The organism is Leptolyngbya sp. FACHB-671 (assembly GCF_014695745.1).
Classification (GTDB): domain Bacteria; phylum Cyanobacteriota; class Cyanobacteriia; order Elainellales; family Elainellaceae; genus JAAUTN01.
This window is the reverse complement of the sequence record NZ_JACJOV010000171.1, coordinates 32,090-51,328: the sequence shown is the minus strand read 5'-3', so window position 1 is coordinate 51,328 and position 19,239 is coordinate 32,090. Positions and strand designations below refer to the sequence as shown.

Sequence of the window (19,239 nt, the reverse complement as noted above, 5' to 3'; positions counted from 1 at the left end):
GACTTACATTGGTTCTGAGCAAGATAAGAGTGATGTGGTTGCCGTGTTCCAGGATGTCTCGACTCAATTTGTCAACAACGCTTCAGGCTATCTCAACAACCCTAACGTGTTTATCTTCTTAGGCTAAGCCGAATAGTCCAGGTACTGTTGTTTAAATAGAGAGAGGGCTGTGGTTTTGACTACAGCCCTCTTTTCAGCTAGAAGTTGAATGTGCTGAATCAAGGTATGAAACGAGGTAAGACAGGGACATCTCCGAACTTGAGGTAGTGCAGTAACAGCAGAGCAAGTTAGAGCGGTGTTGGAGGGCCTATCAGAGGGCGATCGCCCAATACTGCCAATCCTGAGTACTGGCTGGACATCGAAAAGTGCAGAGCACGAGATTCTGTCATTCCTGCAAAGTGATCGGCTTAACCTTGGAGAAGTTGCTTCCCTTCAGTTGGTTGAGCAAAACAACGAAAAGCAAAGCTTTTTGTGGGAATATCAAATTTCCCCTACAAATTTCATTAAGGTTTCTGATCCATGTCCTCCGATGCTGATCTTAGGCTGGATGGTTTGAAGGTGCTGCTCGTAGATGATGATGTTGATAATCTCCAATTTCTCGCTTTCCTATTCGAGGTTTACGGTGCAGAGGTAGCAGCAGTTATCTCTGCTGATTATGCATTCCAATCAGTTCTGGAATGGCGACCAGACGTTTTAGTTAGTGACGTGAGTATGCCTGGCGAAGATGGTTACATGTTAATCCGTCGAGTTAGAGCCTTGACAGTTGAGCAAGGAGGGCAGGTGCCAGCGATCGCCCTAACAGCTAATGTTAGAGAATCAGATCGAGAGCAAGCGTTTGCGGCAGGTTACCAGCAGCATTTGGCTAAGCCTGTTGAGCAAGATGTGTTACTACAAGCTGTGCTGGAAATGGCTGCCAGTAGAATTTGATGGCAGCAAACAATCGTTGGGTAAAGTTGGTCAAACGGTCAATCTTTCACGGGAATGGCTTCGCAAGCGGGAGAGCAATGACTTTCAGCCCGATGGCGAAGCTGGGCTGAAAGTCATTGTTGATTCGTGAGCAAATTGCTAAAACAGTTCTAGATTGCACACGCATCAAAAAATGAACGGATACCAAGCATTGCTCGAAAAACTCACCTCCCTCCAGTCGTAGCAGGCAGGGATTAGAGCACAGGACGATGTGTTGCTGGATTGCTCAGTCAAAGCCGTCTGGAACTGCCAGAACTGACCATGCATATGGCAGTTAAGGAGCCGTAAAGCCCAGTTTGGTGGGAAGAAATCTAAGTATCTAAAGGCTTCTGAGGTGGGGCAGTATGAGGAGGCGATCGACAGCATTGAGGAGGACTTCAAGAGATATGGAGGACAGCATACAAAAAACCAGCGGGACGCTAAATAGTTCCCGCTGGTTGATGTGATACAAAAGAAGCCTGCGTGCACTATGAGGCTTGTGACTCCTGGTTGTAAATAGCTGCCGTGCCAGGGTCGCTAGCCCTCAAGCAAATCTCGCTGTACTTATCGACCGTGATTGACCTGGAGCTGGCAAAGCCACACCCCTCAATCAGTCGCTTAAAGCCAGCCTCGGTGTATCCGCCATTGTTAGTGGCGATCGCCCACAACCGCTTGCGCTGCGATTCTGTGATGACAGACTTGGTGCTGGGTGCGGGCTGTCCAAAGGGACGCCTGGGAGGGTCAACACGTTTTGGCGCAGGCGGCTCACCTCGCTCTAGGCGTTGGTTTTCCTGATAGTTAACTACTGCCTTACCGTTGCCATGCTTCTGCATATAGCGAACAAAGTCAGCCTTGGTCTTGTCATCAACCTGTTCATCCAGGTAGGCAGCAATGCCAAAAGCCTCAGCAGCATTTTTGAAGGCATCGGCGATCGCCCGTTCAATAGGCGTTCCACGCGACATATCCTTGCCCTTGCTGCTAATTAGCTCGATTGGGGCATTGCCGATTGCCTGCCTACTTACGCCGCAAATAGTAATAGTGCAGGAGATGACGCAGTACTTGTCCAGATAGATAGGCTCACCGTAACTGACCTGCCAATCAGGACACACTTCATCCAGCCTCGCTCTAATCGATTGCCAGGGGACGTAGTACCAACGTCCACCGCCTGGGAGGTCGCGTTCTTTGTGGTCTGCGGCGGGAAACCACGCTTTGAGTTGGGGGAGAATTTCTGAGAGGTTCATACTTCAATTTTAAGAAATTAAGCGATGGACCACCAGACAACATCTACAGCGATTGCAATACTTTCAAGCGCCATTTTTACGTAAGCGTCCGCAGAGCCTTTGTCAGCAACCTGATGGAATGGTGCAGCAAAAAATGCTTTTACGCCTGGAGAGCATTGGTCTAAGTCTCTTTTTAGAGAGTCGTGCGACACGTTCAGAATTAAACCTTGGTGTTCGTCGTCATGCGCTACAAGCTTACTCTTGGTTGTGGAAGGGGTAGTTGAAGCGTTGAAAGCCGAGACAGAATTACGACAGAACCAGTATTTGAACCATGTCATTGAGCAAGACCATCGCAATGTGAAGCGCAGTGTAAAACCGATGATGGGAGTTAGATCGTTCTTTTGCATCTATTCATCCGACTGTGGCTCAGCCAAAACGCAGATCACAGCTGCATCTTTCCTAAACGGACTGTCGGTAAATGCATCAACTTGAACAATTGCCTGTCCCATCAGTTTTAGTGGCAAACAACAGCAGTTAGATTAACGCGATCGCTCAAACTACAGAAGGTACAAATAGGGGGCAATTCTGCTAAAACACTGCTGCTCAGTCTTCGAAAATAGAAAACTCTTTTGCAACACATTTGGTACAACAAAGACCAAAAGTTGTCAAGAATTCAGATGTGATTTCAAATTCAGATGTGATTTCAAATCGTCTAGGCAATGGGTCGATGCTCTACTAGAGTAGTAAGGGCAATCAAAATTGTGCGAATTCGACTACTAGCGTTACGTTCATATCGATCGCATCAGCATTGAAAACTCCTTGCATCAGAGCATCAGATAATGTCCAAATATCCGCTCAATCTTAAAGTGCTAAATCGCCAACAAGCTTTTAACGGGTTTGTCTTTTTGCTTTTAGCGCTGATTATTTGGGTTGCTTACTTTCAGAACTTTCAGCAGTTTTCGATATATCGAGAAGATTTCACCAGAGTTCCGCTGATGATGCAGTGGAAGTGGACGCAAGTTTGGCAATATTGGCTGCCAATTTTTGAGGTTATAGCAGTCGAAGAAGGACGACCACTGCACACCGGACTGATTTATGTGTTTGCTCGTTTAGGCGTTCAATTCGGTGGTCTACCCGCCATGTATGTAATTGCCTATTTCGTTTATCTAGTTCATGTTTTATTGTTTCACAGGCTGATGCAGCGAACGACGCAAAACGCTTTTTTTGCACTCACTAGCGCTTTGGCTTTCGCCTTATTTCCTGCCAATACAAATCATGCTTGGCTGACAAGCGCTTTTGGCATCTTACCCGCATCTATCCTATTTCTGGTTGCCTCACACTTATATTTATCAGGTGACAGAAGAAATCGCATTTTTTCATATTTACTAATTTTTATTTCATTGTTCTGCTATGAAAAATTTCTACCGCTATTTTGGATTGCTCCACTGCTGAAGCCGACCTGGAAATGGAATGGGCGATCGCGGCAAGAGTTATTTAGACATGCTGCGATTCTAATCGCATTGATGCTCGTTGTTTTGCTGCTTCGTACACTGGTTGGTGAATCGCGTATCGGTCGGCTGATTCAGATTAATGATGATAAGAATAGTGTCTTACAGGTGCTGCTTTCAATTACAGCAGGACCAGTTGTATCGATCGCTGCTTTTATCATGAAACCCATTCAGGCTTTCATGGCTCTAGAGGTACAATGGATTATTCCACTGAGTTTGCTGTTATTGGCAATTGCTTACGGCTTGCATTTTTCGGGACTGAATCACCAGACAAAGCGACCACCAACTGAAGAAGCATCAAAGCATTTTCAGCGCCAGTTTTCCAGTCTGTGGCGATTGCTGACTACCGGATTTGTCGCGCTGGTGTTAGCGTATGTTCTCACCCTCACTGGTGATGAGGACAACATTTATCTAGTAAATGGTAGAGCTTCGCTTGTGCATCTTGCTGCTGCTTTTGGAGCTGCAATTTTGTGTGGTTGCGCCTGCTGTGCGATCCAGTTTGCGGTGAGCCACAGCCGAAAAAAATCAATTGCTACAGTGGGGCTAGCCTTGTTTTTTACGCTGCTGATTGCGAGTGGATTTAGAGTTCAGCAAGAGTTTGTGGCGATCGCGCAGTATCAGCGAACATTTTGGACAGATATTGCGCAACTCTGCCCCGATATGACCAGCAGAAGCATTATTTTAATTGACTTCAATCAAGATCCAGTAGGACTAGAGCGAGTGCAAAGTTTCAACAGCCGATTTCCGCGTTTGTTGAGCTTGATTTACAAATTTCCGCTGAGCTGGATCAATGATGAAGATCCGAATCTATCGATTCAGCCGAAGGCGTATCGGTTAGATGATGACTGGCAAGAGTATATTGCACTTGAGGATAATTTTCTACAAATCGATCGAGAGGTTGCGCTCGATCGAAGAGAGTTGCCAGGAAAAGTTGGCAGCGATCGCGTCATTTTCCTGCGATCGCATGAAGAACGATTATCTCGACAATTTGAGCCGCTCGTGGTGGGCGATCGAACTTTCCCTTTGAAGCAGAATCAAACGCAACTCAAAGAGCCACCGTTCCGTCCCAACCTATTATTTGATCTGCTGATGTCTCCGTCTAATTAACGTGAGTCTCCAACGGAGGGACTGCAAGAAGGAGGAAAAAAACGGAAGTTAAAAGATAGGAGAACGAGCATCATCTAACAGTGGGGCAATCTTTATGAGCTAAAAACGCAAGAATGCTGGTGCGGGCTGGCCCGTTGTGAGTCTAGCTCTGAAATCTCAAGCGCAAGACGGTGGTGAAAAGGGGCAACTCTTTATCCCGTTTAGGAGAATTTACCGAGTGCTACCTTTACCCCAATTAGTGTAGTGAGATCTCATAGATGTAAACACTAATTGACAGTTACTGCAAGCTGTGGGTCTGCTGAAATCTAATGGGCTAGAAACAATTTTATGTAAAGATGGTTGTTCTATTTCTGAGAGTTTGTGGCTTGAAGCTTCAACTGCAAAAGCTTATATACAGTTAACTCTAATAGAAATTTCTACTCAATCTCAGCAAATTCCGCATTCCCAAATCTACTAGGGTCTTTATACTCAGCTTACAAAGCCTATCTAAAGATAGATAGCCTAAATCCTCTTCTTCTGCCTGCTATTTCTCTGCGCCTCTTGATCCTGAGTAAGCCGGTCCTTCAATGAATCTCTCTATTCAAACTACTAAACCAACTGTCGCTGAACCGCATTCGCTATCGCACTTACAGTCCATGAGACGGCTAATTACGGTTGTGCAAAAGCCTTCTCTTGCCCGTAGCCTAGAAACCATCATGACGATTGTGCAAGTAGCCGCGCGCGAATTGACTCATGCTGATGGTGCCAGTTTTGTTTTGCGCGACCAGGATCAATGTTTTTATGCGGATGAAGATGCGATTGCACCCCTGTGGAAAGGGCAACGGTTTCCGCTGAAAATCTGTATTGGGGGATGGACGATGCAGAACCGTCAACCCGTCATTATTGAAGATGTTTATGAAGATGAACGGATTCCCTTTGCTGCTTACCAACCCACTTTTGTTAAGAGCTTAGCAATGGTACCCATTCGGGCCCTTGCTCCCATTGGAGCCATTGGGGTGTACTGGGCGCAATGTCATCAACCCACTGCATCAGAGGTTGAGCTACTCCAAGCATTAGCAGATACAACATCCGTTGCGTTAGAAAATGTTCAAATATATGCCGAGCTTGAGCAACGGGTAAAAGACCGCACGCTTGAATTAGAATTTGCGAACGCCCAACTGCGTGAAGAAGTGAAAGAACGAAAAAAAGCAGAAGAAGCCGTTCAGCAACTGTCGATCACAGATGAACTAACCAAGCTAAATAATCGACGTGGCTTTCTCCTACTAGCGGAGCAACAACTTAAACTAGCCCATCGCGTCAATACGTCTGTTTGTCTGCTATTCATTGATCTGGATGGATTGAAGCGGGTGAATGATACGTTAGGGCATGAAATGGGCGATCGCTTGATTATAGACGCAGCTAAAGTATTGAAACAAACCTTTCGTGAATCAGATGTAGTAGCTCGCTTGGGCGGAGATGAATTTGCCGTATTCGTATCAAGCTGTGGAGCAAAAGATGGTGTTGTATCTCGTTTGCAACGGAATATAACCCTCTTCAACGAAACAAGGAAGAATCCCTATCATCTATCCATGAGTATTGGTTTAGCTATTTGCCAGGTCGATGTAAAGACTTCATTGGAACAGATGATGATCCAAGCTGATCAACAGATGTATGCCAATAAACGGATTAAACGCACGTAAAGATTGCAGGAACAACAATTCTGGATAGAGGAAAACAAGATAATTCTGCTGGAATTGTTTTTGTAAAATTACTCAAAGAAAAGAATCGGTTCAGAATTCCCACAAAACCCTGCTGGTAGAGCCTCAAACCCTTGTAAAACCTGGACGGGACTGGGCGGATTCGAACCGCCGACCTAGCGCTTAGGAGGCGCTTGCTCTATCCATCTGAGCCACAGCCCCAAGTTCATAGCAATGATAGCAAGAGATGTAGGACAGTTAGGCGGGTTTGACAAAAAGCTCTACCTTCTAACGTTGAATTTCATCCCAATGGCGAATTAGCTCAGCAACTGACCAGGCTTGTGCGATCGCTCCTTGAGGTTGGTGCGGCGAATCACCATCAAAGATTTCTGAAATCGAGCCAAGGCAAGCCTGCTGCTGGAAATGGTCCAATAGTGGCTCCCAGCTAAAGGGAAGCGGTTCAGCCTCATAAAATCTGCGCCATGACCGGACGAAAGGACCAATCAGCCAACTCCAGACGGTGCCGCGATGGTAGGCGCAATCGCGCTGCCAGAGATTGCCTTCATACCTGCCAATATAGTCTCTGTCTGTTGGTGAAAGTGACCGTAAACCATAGGGGGTGAGCAGGCGATCGCGAGCCACCTGCAACACCCGCCGCCCCTGATGTTCTGGAAAGCCGCAGTGATAGAGCGAGAGCGCAATAACCGCATTTGGACGAATTTGAGGATCGGGGCGATCCGTTGGTTCGATCACGTCATACAGATAGCCCTGATGTGGATTCCAAAACTTTTGTAGTGAGGCTTTGACTTGCTCCGCCTGCTGAGCATAGCGCTTCGCCTGGTTAGTGAGGCTCACCGAGTCTGCGGTTGATACCTGGCGCAGACGTTCTGCCCACTGGTGGGCCCAGCACAGGGCTGAATACCACAGCGCGTTAATTTCGATAGCTTTGCCCTGTCGAGGTGTAACAGGCTGCCCATCTATTACTGCATCCATCCAGGTTAGCGCCACACCGGGAGCCTCCCACGACACTAAACTGTCAAACGCATCCACCTGAATGTTGTGTATAGTGCCTGCTACAAAAGCTTTGTAGATGCGCCGCACGATAGGATATTGCTTTGCCAGAAAATCCCAGTCTTGAGTAGCTTCTAGATACAGGCCCAGCGTTTCAATCCACCACAGGGCTGCGTCAATGCTGTTATAGAAAGGTCTTGCCCCCGCATCGGGAAACGCATTGGGAATTAGACCGTCTGCACAATAATGCCCAAATGTTTCGAGTAGCCCTCGTGCTAAAGAAAATCGTCGCGTTGCCAGTGCCAAACCGGGCAGCGCAATCAGCGTATCGCGTCCCCAGTCGTTAAACCAGTGGTAGCCCGCAATCACGGTCGGACCTGAAATCGAAGCACGATAAGCAATGAATTGATCGCCCGCATGGAGAAGCTGCCGCCAGAGCGCAGCTTTCTCTTTAGAAGTGGTGATCGCATCTTGATAAAGTTCTTTGAAATGGTGATCGAGCCGATAGTATTTTGCGTGAATCGTTCGCTCAAAGGTCTGAGAATCTAGCTGGACAGCAGACTGAATCGTGTCAGGTAAACAAACGCTGGCTGCCAGCGTTAGCGTCTCTTCAGGTTGAAGCTCGACCGTCAAATAGCCAGGACTGTAGAGGTCTTCACAATCGCCCAAGCCCCGTTTCGTTTCCTCGGTGTAGCGGTAGCTCCAGTACCACACGCCGTTGGGCTGGTAGGTTCCGTGTGACCAGCAAAGCTGCCACGGTGTTCCTACCCAGTCAGGGCGCAAAGCCTGAATTAATACGCGATGTGGCTCAATCAGTTGAGAGAAATTTAGGTTGGGGTCTTCTTGTTGCTGGTGGTGAAAGTTGCGATCGCCTACCAGGGGACGCAGCTTGACTATCGCAGGTTCTTCTCCCTGATAGCGATAGCGAATCAACACCTGATTGCGAAACGAGGGGGGGTCCAGATTCTGCTCAGGCGGCAGCAACCCATGGGGCAGAATGATTTGACGCGAAAGCTGCCAGTCAGCTTGACCCCACACCCAAGTTGGCACTGGCTCAAGCTGAAAAGATTGCAGCAGTTGATAGCCTGAGGGGGCGATCGCCCCACTCATCCAAAAATTGGTGCCCAGGTCAAAGCGTCGTCCCGGTAGCTCAAGGGTTGCGTCAATCCGAGACAGCAACAGGGTCCGCTGTCCAGGTGGGTCGAGTGCCGCAACCAGCCAGCCATGATAAGTGCGCGTGTGGGCATCGCAAACTGTCCCGCTGGCAAAGCTGCCCAGCCCATTTGTCAGCAGCCATTCTCTCGTATCTAATTCACCCATGCCCACATCACTAATAGACCAACACCCGAAACCAGCAAGGTTGAGATCGCCTGGCAAGAGATGCTTAAAGTGTAAAACCGAAGACTCTAGCCTCAAAGCATCCTCAGATCCAACAGCTTCAAAGATCAACGAAGTCCAAAGGCTTCCCAGACTTAAACTATCTTGATACTGGCAGTTTAAACCGACTCCCTGTTCTACAGGTTGCTATCGCTACAGGATTCACTATAAATTTGCACAGCAAAAAAATTGATAGTTTTCAGTGAAGTCTTACCGTTTCCTTTCGAGGTTGCTAGGATGGCGTTGTTACTCAAAATCGTTATGACTATGATATAGTCGTAACAGTTCGTAAATAAAGCGGTCGTTGCCCAGTGGGCGACTGTCTGACTAGCTTCTTATACAAACGAACAAGATACAAACGAACGTAGACGCATGTTCATTTTAAGGAGAGTAAATTCATGACTTATCAGACAGAAGGATGCCTCCGGGTCGGTCAATCTGCACCCGACTTCACTGCAACCGCTGTGGTCGATCAAGAATTCAAGACCATTAAGCTGTCTGACTATCGCGGCAAGTATGTCGTATTGTTTTTCTACCCACTCGACTTTACCTTTGTTTGCCCCACTGAAATCACTGCTTTTAGCGATCGCTTTGATGAGTTTAAGCAGATTGGCACCGAGGTATTGGGTGTTTCTGTTGACAGTGAGTTTTCTCACCTTGCCTGGATTCAAACCGACCGCAAATCAGGTGGTGTAGGCGACCTCAACTATCCTCTGGTTTCTGATATCAAGAAAGAGATCAGCATCGCTTACAACGTATTGGAGCCCGAAGCAGGAGTCGCGCTACGTGGACTGTTCATCATCGACAAAGATGGTGTAATTCAGCACTCCACCATCAACAACCTCTCGTTTGGACGGAGTGTTGATGAGACGCTACGGACTCTGCAGGCGATTCAGTACGTACAATCTCACCCCGATGAAGTTTGCCCCGCTGGTTGGAAGCCTGGTGATGCAACCATGAATCCCGACCCCGTTAAGTCCAAAAACTTCTTTGCAGCCGTATAACTGTATAGACGTTTTTAGGGTCACTTACAGCCATTTTCAGATGGGTAAGCCCTAGCGTAGGGGCGGTTCGCGAACCGCCCTACAGAGGTTTGTGGTTTATACAAGTGGAAATTGCTGTAAGTTAAAAAAAATGGAAGAGCTAAGCTCTTCCATTTTTTTGATGTAAATAGTGAAACTTTCAATTGCTTAAGCCTCTAAGATCTTGCAAAAAACACTTCAAATCTCTGTCAAGCAGCGGTTTAAGCTGCTGTGCCTTAGTTAAATTGCTCTGAAGCTGAGCAAAATCAATTGGAACGCCATAGGCATGACGAAAAAAATGTCGAAACGCTCTCAAAGCATTCAGCAAGGCGTAGCTCTCCGTTGAGATAGCCGCAGGGCGAACTCCCTCCACCGCTTGTGTCATTCGCAGTAACAGCAGGCTATGCCATCGCGCTGTGTCTGAAACGTTATTTTCAAAATAAGTTGCAACGATCTTGAGTAACTCTTCGATCGCGCCATAGAAGTTGTGAAGCTGATAGGCAACGCTCTCTAAGCGCTCAGGGTAATCAGGCTTAAGCCCCTCCGCCCGCTGCTCTAACATTGCAAATACTCGCTCAATAGCTTGCTGTTGAGCTGTAATATCTGCCGTGAAAACTGCTAAGTTTCTCGCCTCCATACCATTCCCTGCTGACGAATACGATGGGCAAAATGGCATTTGGATAAGTCTACCAAATCTATGTCGCGCTCCAATGTTTCAGACAGTGCAGCCATTGCAACAAAGAAATCTTCTGGGTTGAACTGCTCTACTGCAACATCTACATCAGAGTTATCGGTGAACCGATAGGGACGAGTTACTGAACCAAACAGATAAGCCTCGTTGATTCCATATTGCTCTCCCTCCGTTTCTAACCAGTGGATTGCCTGTTCTATTGTTGCAAGTCGCTGTGCCTCGTTGTCTTCTCGACGACGAGTTAAAGCTGCATCCAGTAAATTTGTCTCAAAGGGAACCATAGTTCCTCTACTCTATCTTGGGGAGCTGGCATTTTCGCCGTTCTATATCTTGCAATGTTTTTGCAGGAGGTTGTTTCAAATTACTGGACTGTTGGTTAAAGCGGCCCAGAAGTGCATAGCTCAATAGTCCTGGATATTCTCGCAATGCCAGCAGGGAACGTTCCACCGAACTCATCGCAGCAGGAAGTGGTGTAGTGTGAGGTGTGACGCTGAAGCCCATGCCTCTAAAGGTAAGGAGCGATCGCAACATGTGAGGCGGGTCGGTCACTAAGATGATGTGTTCAACCCCTTGTGGACCTAAAATTGCTGCGGTTAAAACGGCTTCATCATAAGTTGTCATAACACAGTTAGTGCCGCTGAGAATCTGTGTAGGGATTTGCCTTTGCTGCAACAGTTCTGCCGTGTGGATAAAATTCTCTTGCGAAGTGACGAAGATTTGTGAGGCTCGCTGGTCTTGCCAAAGCTGTGCGGCGGCTTCATAGCGCTGCCCATTGGCGGTTTCACCCCGACCTAAGACAACGATCGCATCAGCCAATGCACCAGAGTCAGATGGAACAAACCAAGTCAAACTGGCTGTAGTTAAAGAAGACAGCGTTGGTGAAATGAGAAATAGATAGGCTAGAAGCGCGATCGCAGCAATTCGACTGAGCCAAACTTGCCAATTTAACGGATGTCCCCACAGGATAGCTGCGACTTGCTTCGTAACCTGAGCAGGGTATCGAGGAAGGTCGATCAATAGTGGAAAAACAATGGTCAGTACCAGTGGCGCAATAACCCAGGAAGGGCGAGTGAGCCAATTAAATAATGGCCAACTGATGAGATGAGTCCAAAAATGAGTAACTTCTGCTTTAGCAAACCACTTTTGAGCCGCATAGACCAAAATTAGGGTTAACGCACCAAAGCTTAAAAAGCTGGAAATTGAACGCCGAGTACGGTTCTGAGGCTGAGCAACTGGATTTTCAGCACGAGTCAGGCGATGCTGATTGGCGATCGCACCCTTTTTCTTATTCATAGTGGTAGCCGGATCGAAGTGGGTAGATGTCAGTCAAGCAGCCGCAGTAGAAAACGGTTGCAGCAGGCAGATCGATTCCGTTCGCACCCCTAAAGATTTCCGTTGCATATCTTAATCAAATTGGTGAAGAGATGCGATCGCCTCAGTTCGGCTTCATCAAAAATTCGTAGAAGGGGCTTAAGGGAGAGCTTCCTCTAGCCGTTCTAGGAGCTTAGCAAAAGTTCAAGAATTTAAGCGTTTTGGCCGATGTAGACGACCGTTCGTCTACTAAATAATTTAGGGACTTACGCCTTTTGGCCGATGTAGACGACCGTTCGTCTACTAAAGAAGAGATGGAATTATTCATTTTCATTACTTAATTGGAAATTAGATCTCTTCCAGATATCGACTTTACATCTTTAACTAACAAAATCTTGAAAACCGCATTTCAAGGTCGTTCTAACGCAAATAAGCTTTGGCTTAAAACTTTAATTCAGAGCCAAAAACCGCAAAACTGAAGGCTTATTTGGAAAACCTAAAATTTTTGAAAAAACTGTTTGCTTGTATTGCAATCGTGTTGCTTAGTGTTATCTTAGATCGCATGGCGTGTCTACCTACTTACGGTCATGGGTTTGTCAAGTAAAATACTTAATTTTTAACCATGGAAGACACGTTTTACAGGTTGGCTTGCCGCATCAAGTCCAGCGGAGCGATCGCTAGAAGCGCTGATTACCATGATTTACAGACGATTCAAAGTCAGGTAACGGCACTAAATACCGAACGGGGCGAGACTTGCGAATATTTTGTTGAGAGTGTGAAGCTAAATGCCTTGTTGCCCTGGGAAGTCCTGAGTTTGGCAGAACAAAACTTAATTACGCTGGATCAGCTAGAACGCTATTCAAGCAAGAGCGATGATTACCGATATGTCAACACGATCAAAGAGTTGATTCAAAAGAAGCAGAGTAGAGTTCAGTTGGTACAGCCACAGCACAACTCTTTGTCAGGAGTTGCGCATTTACCTTTGGAAAAGAGGGTTTCAGTCTCCTTTGTGAGCGCAGAAACGGCCTGAATCCTATTCAGTTGGATAGGTCACTTTTGCGGCAGGTCTGTGCGGTTTAAGCCTATGACTTCAAAAGTTCAGCTAGCGTTAATCTGGGGAATAACGCTAGCTTTCACCCCACCTGCAAAGTAGTTGGGATCAAAGTGATTCAAGTTCTTTTCCCCAGATACCATTATCTGATTTGCGGCTCCTTGAAAAATACTCACGGAACAATCATTAGGAAATTTGAATTGATTGGCGGAATGCAGATAGGTAATGTTAGGGCGCGATCGCACCCACCTCACTGTTTTGCTATCTAAAAACAGCGGGATTTCGTTGTGTCAATAAAATTCTGCATTCTGCTCAACTACAAAAGAGTTGACGGACACAATACAGGAGGGACGAAACTCACTGTACTCAAACAGCAAGTTAATTTTGTTGAGTCCAAATGTGTAAGTTCCCTTTAAAAGAGACAGGTCGTTTTCTCAAATTGTTCTGGGGAATTCATGCGTAGGCGGCAATGTTGGCAGGGGCTGCCGACTGCGTGAACGGGAACAAGCACAACCTGTCTCTAGAAGTTGCTGGAGCCAGTTCAAACACTACTCAGCCAGCAGTTAAAACTAGCTGAGCAATACTTGGCACTACTCAAGTTAACTCAAATACTGCTTGAGCAGATTCTGAGACTAGTCGAGCAGTGTTTGAAACTAGTCGAGCAGTGTTTGAAACTAATCGAGTAGTGTTTGAAACTGGTTGAGCAATGTTTGAGACTAGTCGAGTAGTATTTGGGACTAGTTAAGCAATGTTTGGAGCGGCTTGGCTAGTGTTTGGGAAAGTTGCAAGTGACGAAAATCTTTCTTGAGTATCTGGGCTATGCCGACAGAATGTTTGAGCATGGGGTCAGCCGTTAAATAAGGAAATCAGCATGGCAAGATTGCTTGGCACCTCAGGAATCGAAATTACCCCAATCATTGTGGGTACCTGGCAGGCAGGCAAGAGCGGTTGGGTTGGCATTGAAGATGCAGAAGTGATTCAAGCTTTGAGAGCAGCTTTTGATGCAGGAATTACGACGTTTGACACTGCAGAGGTGTATGGCAAGGGCTACTCCGAGCAAATTGTGGGACAGGCGCTTGCAGAAGTGCGCGATCGCGCCGTAATCGCAACTAAAGTCTTTGCAAATCATTTGAAATATCAGCAGGTGTTTGATGCTTGTGAAGGCTCGTTAAAAAATCTGAAGACAGACTACATTGACCTGTACCAAATTCACTGGCCCGCAGGAGCCTTTAACAGCGAAATCGTCCCGATTGAGGAAACGATGCAAGCGCTGAATGACTTGAAACAGCAGGGCAAAATTCGGGCGATCGGGGTGTCAAACTTCTCTTGCGCTCAATTAGCCGAAGCTGCCCAGTACGGTAGAATCGACAGCCTTCAGCCCCCTTACAATCTGTTTTGGCGCGGCATTGAGCAAGATGCGATGCCCTGCTGTGTGGAGAATAATATTTCTATCCTTGCCTACTCACCTCTGGCACAGGGTTTGCTGACAGGTAAGTTTGGTGCAGATCACCAGTTTGAAGAGGGCGATATTCGCAATAAAAATAAGCTGTTTCAGGGGGAGCATTACCAGCGGGCACAGCAGGCATTAGCAAAACTGCGTCCCATTGCCGATCGCAACCAGTGCAGTATGGCTCAGTTGGCTCTCGCCTGGACGATCGCCCAACCTCAAGTGAATGCGATCGCTGGGGCACGCAATTCTGACCAAGCTGTGCAAAATGCAAAAGCGGCTGAGATTCAGCTTTCAGAAAGTGACCTGGCAGAAATTGATGCGATCGGTCGCACTGTTACTGACCATCTGGACGATAACCCCGTCATGTGGAATTTTGCGGCTTGAGCTTACGCACAAAGCTACGCACTGCCCTGTCGAGCAAGGGGCTTAAGCCTAATGATATTGACTTACAGCCCCTTTCAGATGGGTAATAAGTAGCGTAGGGGCGTTTTGCGAAACGCCTCTACAGGGATTCGTAATTTATACAAGTGGAAATTGCTGTAAGCCCTGAACTCAACCTCTTGTTCTACCTCAAGTCCTAGTTTTTCCTAGTTCCTAAACTCCAGCTTGGGAACGAACAAATTCCATCAAGCAGACGCAACCCAACCTTGACGGATCGCTTCATGGAGTGCCTGAACGCGAGTATTAGCATTGAGTTTGGTAATCAGATTATTAATATGGAATTTGACGGTGCGTTCACTGATGTAGAGTTTGTTGGCAATGTCGCGATCGCGCAAACCCTGCGCCAACAACATTAAAATTTCCTGTTCTCGTCCCGAAAGAAACTGTTTATCTGAGTGATCCGCATCAACGCCCCAGGTTTCACCTTGACTGACCGCTTCTACAGCCGCTTGCAGTTGCTCAGGTGAAATGGACAAGTCAACTCTAGCCTTGACATTTGGCGGAGTGGGTTGGGTACTCGTAGCAATCCAAATAGCGGCAGGGTGAGAGGTCGCTCGCGCAGGTTGGTCAGTCAACAGCGGAACGGATGCATCCAGATCAGGACAAACGGTTAGCCCTGCCAGATAGGCCATTTGGGTCAGGGCAATCTGTAACAACGGTGATTGACAACACACTCCAACGGCTGATTGACTGGATGGAGAGCGATTTGGAGTTTTTAGGAATAACTCAGTCACTCCTGGTCTTTCTCCTTTGCGGATTTGCAGCATTCCACCCAGGCAAGTAAATGCAAAGGCAAACTCTTCAAATACTGAGGCAATGGGTTGGGCTGGACAAGCGGAATTGTGGGGCGATCGCGGAATGACTGCCTCCAAACTCACCGTTTCGTCCACCGCATAGGTGAGACGGCAGTAAGCACAGCCCAAAGTGCGTAAACGTTCAGCCACTTGCAGGAGCAGATGGGCGATTGCCGGAGTAAGCTGCTGTTCCGTCCCCATTAAGACAAACCGGGCATCTTGCAGCAAGTTTGCCAGTTGCTCAGAGAGTGGACTTTGACTAAGCGGTGTGCTGGAGTGGCTGAGGCTTTGCCAATTTTGCTTTTCCCGCTGATAGAGCAAGGCATTTTCGAGCGCAACGGCAATGGGCGTGCAAAGCAGTTGCAGCACTTCGATAAATTCAGCAGGCATAGGCTGATAGCTAAATGCTGCCAAAACGCCAATGACTCGTCCGTTGATCACCAGAGGATATCCAGCAAATCCGCAAATGCCTTTGGCGATCGCCCATTCTCGATCTTTCACCCAGGTCTCTTCTGCCAACCGATTGCTGAGAAAGGGAATGCAGTTTTGGGCAATTTTGCCAATTTTGAATGCTCCCATTGGCACACGAGCAAAAGAACCATCGGTGCGAGGATAAAGCCCTGCCGAGGCAATCATTCGCAACGATTGACGGTCTGGCTCAACGATCCAGATGCGGGCAAAGGCGCAGCCAAACTTTTCAACCAGACCTGCTGTAGCTTTTTGGGCGATCGCCTCAGGAGCCAGACAACTGGCAAAGCTCTCCACAATCTGGTTGACCTGTTGCAAATCAAAAAGCAGCCGAGTTGAGTCTAGCAGCACAGAGGGAGCAGGATTGCAGAACGGGGGTTAGGGGTTAGGGGTTGAGCAATGATGAATAACTGAGCGACCAAGGACAGTTTCTTCCAGTCCTTGCGTTCTACCGAAAACTTCCCCGATTCCTAGCCATTATTGAGCAATCTGCCAGGGGGAAAAGTGACCTGTAGTACAGCTTGAAGAGTTAGAAAGATATGAATTGACCCATCTCAACCAGAAGGGCGAACAGCTGTTCGCCCCTACAGCAACCTTCTTACGCAATCCCTAACCCCTAATCCCCAACCCCCACTTACCGAATCGCTGCCTGCAACACAGCGTAACCGCTGCGACTCAGGTGCAGTCCATCGGTGGTCAATTCGCGCCGCAAAATGCCATCTGATCCGATGAATTCGGGCTGTAAGTCCAGATAGTTGACGTTTTCCTGGTGAGCGGTCGCCGCTATGTTCTGATTCAGACGATAAATCCGCTCAGTGGGCAGGGCTGCGAGACGAGTCGGCAGAATGGAGTGAACGATTACCTGGGCGTGGGGATGGTTTTGCCGAAGCTGCCGCATGATTTGCCGCAGGTTATTGAGTACGGTCGCATCCGTTGCCCCTTGTCGCAGGTCATTGATGCCTGCCATAACGTGAATGGTGTCGGGTCGAGCTTGAGAAAATGCCGATAGTCGCCTGAGAATGCCTGCGGTAGTGTCACCGGAAATGCCTTGATTGAGCCAGAGGCGATCGCCAGATAGCTGCTCTGGCGGATACCACAACAGCAAAGAATCTCCCACCAATACGGTCAACCGATTGCTTCCCTGCCCGTAGGCGATCGCCCGTGCTTCTTGCCCTAGCAGGCTAGTCCACTGCTCATAAGTCGGCTGCCGGGTGGCATTAATCCAACTTTCATAAAAGCTATCTACTGGTAATCGAGTGTAGGTTCTACCTGCGCTCAAGGCAGCTAACCGCTGCTGATAAAGTTGGCTTCCAGAGCTAGGGCGTCGTCCAGTACGAAGGGGTCGAGTCTGTGGCGTTTCTGGAATCAGCTCTGGCGCTATCGGAACTGGGTAAGGAAACTGGGGTAAGGGTGGAGCCGACTCCGGCAGAAATCGCAGCGGGGAATAGGCTCGCGTTAAGGGTCGCGTTGATGCCGAGCGGCTGAACTCGGGCTGATGTGTTTCTGTAACCGCAATCGTGCCTTTGGTCAGGGTGGGCTGGCAGTTGGGAGAGGGGGCGGTTCCTGCGGAGTTGCGCGGAGCGCTAATCGCCTCCTCAAAATCGAGCGGCTGCGGCAGTTCAGGGGTTCCCGGAAGCTGTCCCTGATTCAACAAGCTGACAGCCAACAGGCAAAGATCACTCATGGGTAGGCTACTCCACTGTCCACTTTTCTTTTGACAGCGATCGCCAACCCAATCAGGAAATTTTTTAAAGCAGTTCTGACTATTTCAGACTTTCTCCCACCGACAGAGATAAATCAATTGCTTAGGCTTGTGGCTGTAGTAAAAGAATTCGTTTTGAAGAGAAGCGATCGCCTTTCTCATTACGTTTCATCACTTCATTACTTCTGATTAATAGCCGGAGTTGAACCTTATGAAGAATGGATTATCTAAGTTTAGAACTGCTGCAATCACAGCCACACTATCGATTGCGATCGCAGTAATTCCCAAAGCAGAGGCTTCTACCTTGATTCAGAAGGAGCTGTTTTTTGGACGCAACATTGCGAATGGTGAGCAGGTTTCGGAAGAAGAATTTCAAGCTTTTGTGGATTCCGTCATCACCCCTCTTTTCCCAGAAGGGCTAACTGTTTTTGATTCTGAAGGACAATTTTTGAGCAGCACAGGAACCCTGATTGAAGAACCCTCTAAAGTTGTGACTCTGTTTGTTGAAGATACGGCTGAAACTGAAGCCGAAATCAACCAAATCGTGACTGCCTACACTAAGCAATTTGATCAGGAAAGCGTACTACAAACAACCAATGAGGATGAACTTAAAGTTGGATTTGGAGCAGGTGAAAACTTGATTGACAATGATCCAGTACCAGAATTTATCCAAGCGGATCTATTTTTTGGGCGCAACATACCGGGTGGTGGTGAGGTATCTGAAGCGCAATTCGAGACTTTTTTAGATGAAGTAATTACCGCTCGTTTCCCAGCTGGCTTAACCGTGTTTGAAGCAGAGGGGCAGTTTCAGGACAGCACCGGTACCATCATCGAAGAACAGTCAAAAGTTGTCCGATTACTGTTAGACGATACGGTAGAAAATGAAGCAGCGATCGACGAAATTATTAATGCTTACATTCAACGATTCAATCAAGAAAGCGTTTTGTTAGCAGTTAACGAAGACATCGCGGTTGGCTTTGACACAGGTGAGAACATCATTGACAATGATCCTATTCCTGAACTGATTCAAACAGACCTATTTTTCGGGCGCAACATACTGGGTGGTGGCGAGGTATCCGAAGCGCAATTTCAAGCCTTTTTAGATGAAGTGATTACCGCTCGTTTTCCGGCTGGCTTGACGGTATTTGAAGCAGATGGGCAATTTCAAGACAGCACCGGCACCATCATTGAGGAACGGTCGAAAGTTGTCCGATTACTGTTAGACGACACGGTAGAAAGTGAAGCGGCAATTGACGAAATCATTACCGCATACACCCAACGGTTTAATCAAGAAAGTGTTTTGATTGTGGTTGACGAAGATATCGAAATTGCTTTTGATGCCGAATCGCCGACCGACGTGCCTGAACCTGGGGCGGGATTAGGACTATTGGCGATTGCCCTTCTGGTTACCGGAACCTTGCTGAAAAACAGAACCCACACTCTATCCCTGAAACGCTGAAGAAGC

At 47.5% G+C, this 19,239-nt stretch carries 14 protein-coding genes, 1 tRNA gene and 1 pseudogene; 8 read left to right on the top strand and 8 right to left on the bottom strand.

Going from position 1 to position 19,239, the window contains the following annotated elements; genetic code table 11:
* The first annotated feature begins 519 nt into the window (after positions 1-519).
* Positions 520-927, top strand: coding sequence for a response regulator (locus H6F93_RS33175; RefSeq protein ID WP_190641089.1), 408 nt, complete (start codon positions 520-522; stop codon positions 925-927).
* Between the two features lie 506 nt (positions 928-1,433).
* Here the strand turns inward: H6F93_RS33175 and H6F93_RS33165 are convergent.
* Positions 1,434-2,186: a Rad52/Rad22 family DNA repair protein gene (locus tag H6F93_RS33165; protein WP_190690580.1), complete on the bottom strand. Its 753-nt coding sequence runs from the start codon at positions 2,184-2,186 to the stop codon at positions 1,434-1,436.
* A gap of 285 nt (positions 2,187-2,471) precedes the next feature.
* Here H6F93_RS33165 and H6F93_RS34435 point away from each other — a divergent pair.
* The 3 genes and pseudogenes from H6F93_RS34435 to H6F93_RS33150 form a co-directional block, all read left to right on the top strand.
* Positions 2,472-2,564: pseudogene (locus H6F93_RS34435) on the top strand (IS6 family transposase); the annotation flags it as partial.
* A 440-nt stretch (positions 2,565-3,004) separates the two neighbouring features.
* Positions 3,005-4,780, top strand: coding sequence for a hypothetical protein (locus tag H6F93_RS33155; RefSeq protein WP_190690575.1), 1,776 nt, complete (start codon positions 3,005-3,007; stop codon positions 4,778-4,780).
* A gap of 566 nt (positions 4,781-5,346) precedes the next feature.
* The gene (locus tag H6F93_RS33150; protein ID WP_190690572.1) at positions 5,347-6,459 is read left to right on the top strand and encodes a GGDEF domain-containing protein; all 1,113 of its coding nucleotides are present in this window, start codon (positions 5,347-5,349) and stop codon (positions 6,457-6,459) included.
* A 145-nt stretch (positions 6,460-6,604) separates the two neighbouring features.
* On the opposite strand, the gene H6F93_RS33145 is transcribed toward H6F93_RS33150, so the two are convergent.
* A tRNA-Arg gene (locus H6F93_RS33145) sits at positions 6,605-6,678 on the bottom strand.
* 66 nt (positions 6,679-6,744) lie between these two features.
* Positions 6,745-8,787 (bottom strand): glycogen debranching enzyme GlgX, encoded by a 2,043-nt coding sequence (gene glgX, locus H6F93_RS33140; RefSeq protein WP_190690569.1) that lies wholly within the window; start codon positions 8,785-8,787, stop codon positions 6,745-6,747.
* Positions 8,788-9,242: 455 nt separating this feature from the next.
* Between glgX and H6F93_RS33135 the strand changes: the two genes are divergently transcribed.
* Positions 9,243-9,848, top strand: coding sequence for a peroxiredoxin (locus H6F93_RS33135; RefSeq protein WP_190641048.1), 606 nt, complete (start codon positions 9,243-9,245; stop codon positions 9,846-9,848).
* Positions 9,849-10,026: 178 nt separating this feature from the next.
* On the opposite strand, the gene H6F93_RS33130 is transcribed toward H6F93_RS33135, so the two are convergent.
* The 3 genes from H6F93_RS33130 to H6F93_RS33120 are packed head-to-tail and all read right to left on the bottom strand — an operon-like array spanning position 10,027 to position 11,850.
* Positions 10,027-10,503 carry a ribonuclease toxin HepT-like protein gene (locus H6F93_RS33130; RefSeq protein WP_190641047.1) on the bottom strand — a complete coding sequence of 159 codons (477 nt, stop codon included), beginning with the start codon at positions 10,501-10,503 and terminating at the stop codon, positions 10,027-10,029.
* The gene (locus H6F93_RS33125; protein WP_190690566.1) at positions 10,485-10,838 is read right to left on the bottom strand and encodes a nucleotidyltransferase family protein; all 354 of its coding nucleotides are present in this window, start codon (positions 10,836-10,838) and stop codon (positions 10,485-10,487) included. Before H6F93_RS33125 ends, H6F93_RS33130 begins: the two co-directional genes overlap by 19 nt.
* 7 nt (positions 10,839-10,845) lie before the next feature.
* A complete protein-coding gene (locus H6F93_RS33120; RefSeq protein ID WP_190641045.1) occupies positions 10,846-11,850 on the bottom strand; it encodes a YdcF family protein in 1,005 nt (334 codons plus the stop codon).
* A 640-nt stretch (positions 11,851-12,490) separates the two neighbouring features.
* On the opposite strand from H6F93_RS33120, the gene H6F93_RS33115 reads away from it, so the two are divergent.
* Together H6F93_RS33115 and H6F93_RS33110 are read left to right on the top strand one after the other, a co-directional pair.
* Positions 12,491-12,898 (top strand): hypothetical protein, encoded by a 408-nt coding sequence (locus H6F93_RS33115; protein WP_190690563.1) that lies wholly within the window; start codon positions 12,491-12,493, stop codon positions 12,896-12,898.
* An 892-nt stretch (positions 12,899-13,790) separates the two neighbouring features.
* The gene (locus H6F93_RS33110; protein ID WP_190690560.1) at positions 13,791-14,753 is read left to right on the top strand and encodes an aldo/keto reductase; all 963 of its coding nucleotides are present in this window, start codon (positions 13,791-13,793) and stop codon (positions 14,751-14,753) included.
* A gap of 242 nt (positions 14,754-14,995) precedes the next feature.
* Here H6F93_RS33110 and H6F93_RS33105 read toward each other — a convergent pair whose 3' ends face one another.
* Together H6F93_RS33105 and H6F93_RS33100 are read right to left on the bottom strand one after the other, a co-directional pair.
* Positions 14,996-16,423: a LuxR C-terminal-related transcriptional regulator gene (locus H6F93_RS33105; protein WP_347277395.1), complete on the bottom strand. Its 1,428-nt coding sequence runs from the start codon at positions 16,421-16,423 to the stop codon at positions 14,996-14,998.
* Between the two features lie 283 nt (positions 16,424-16,706).
* The gene (locus H6F93_RS33100) at positions 16,707-17,756 is read right to left on the bottom strand and encodes a GDSL-type esterase/lipase family protein (RefSeq protein WP_190641042.1); all 1,050 of its coding nucleotides are present in this window, start codon (positions 17,754-17,756) and stop codon (positions 16,707-16,709) included.
* 229 nt (positions 17,757-17,985) lie between these two features.
* Between H6F93_RS33100 and H6F93_RS33095 the strand changes: the two genes are divergently transcribed.
* A complete protein-coding gene (locus H6F93_RS33095; protein ID WP_190690557.1) occupies positions 17,986-19,233 on the top strand; it encodes a DUF3574 domain-containing protein in 1,248 nt (415 codons plus the stop codon).
* The last annotated feature ends 6 nt before the right edge of the window (positions 19,234-19,239 follow it).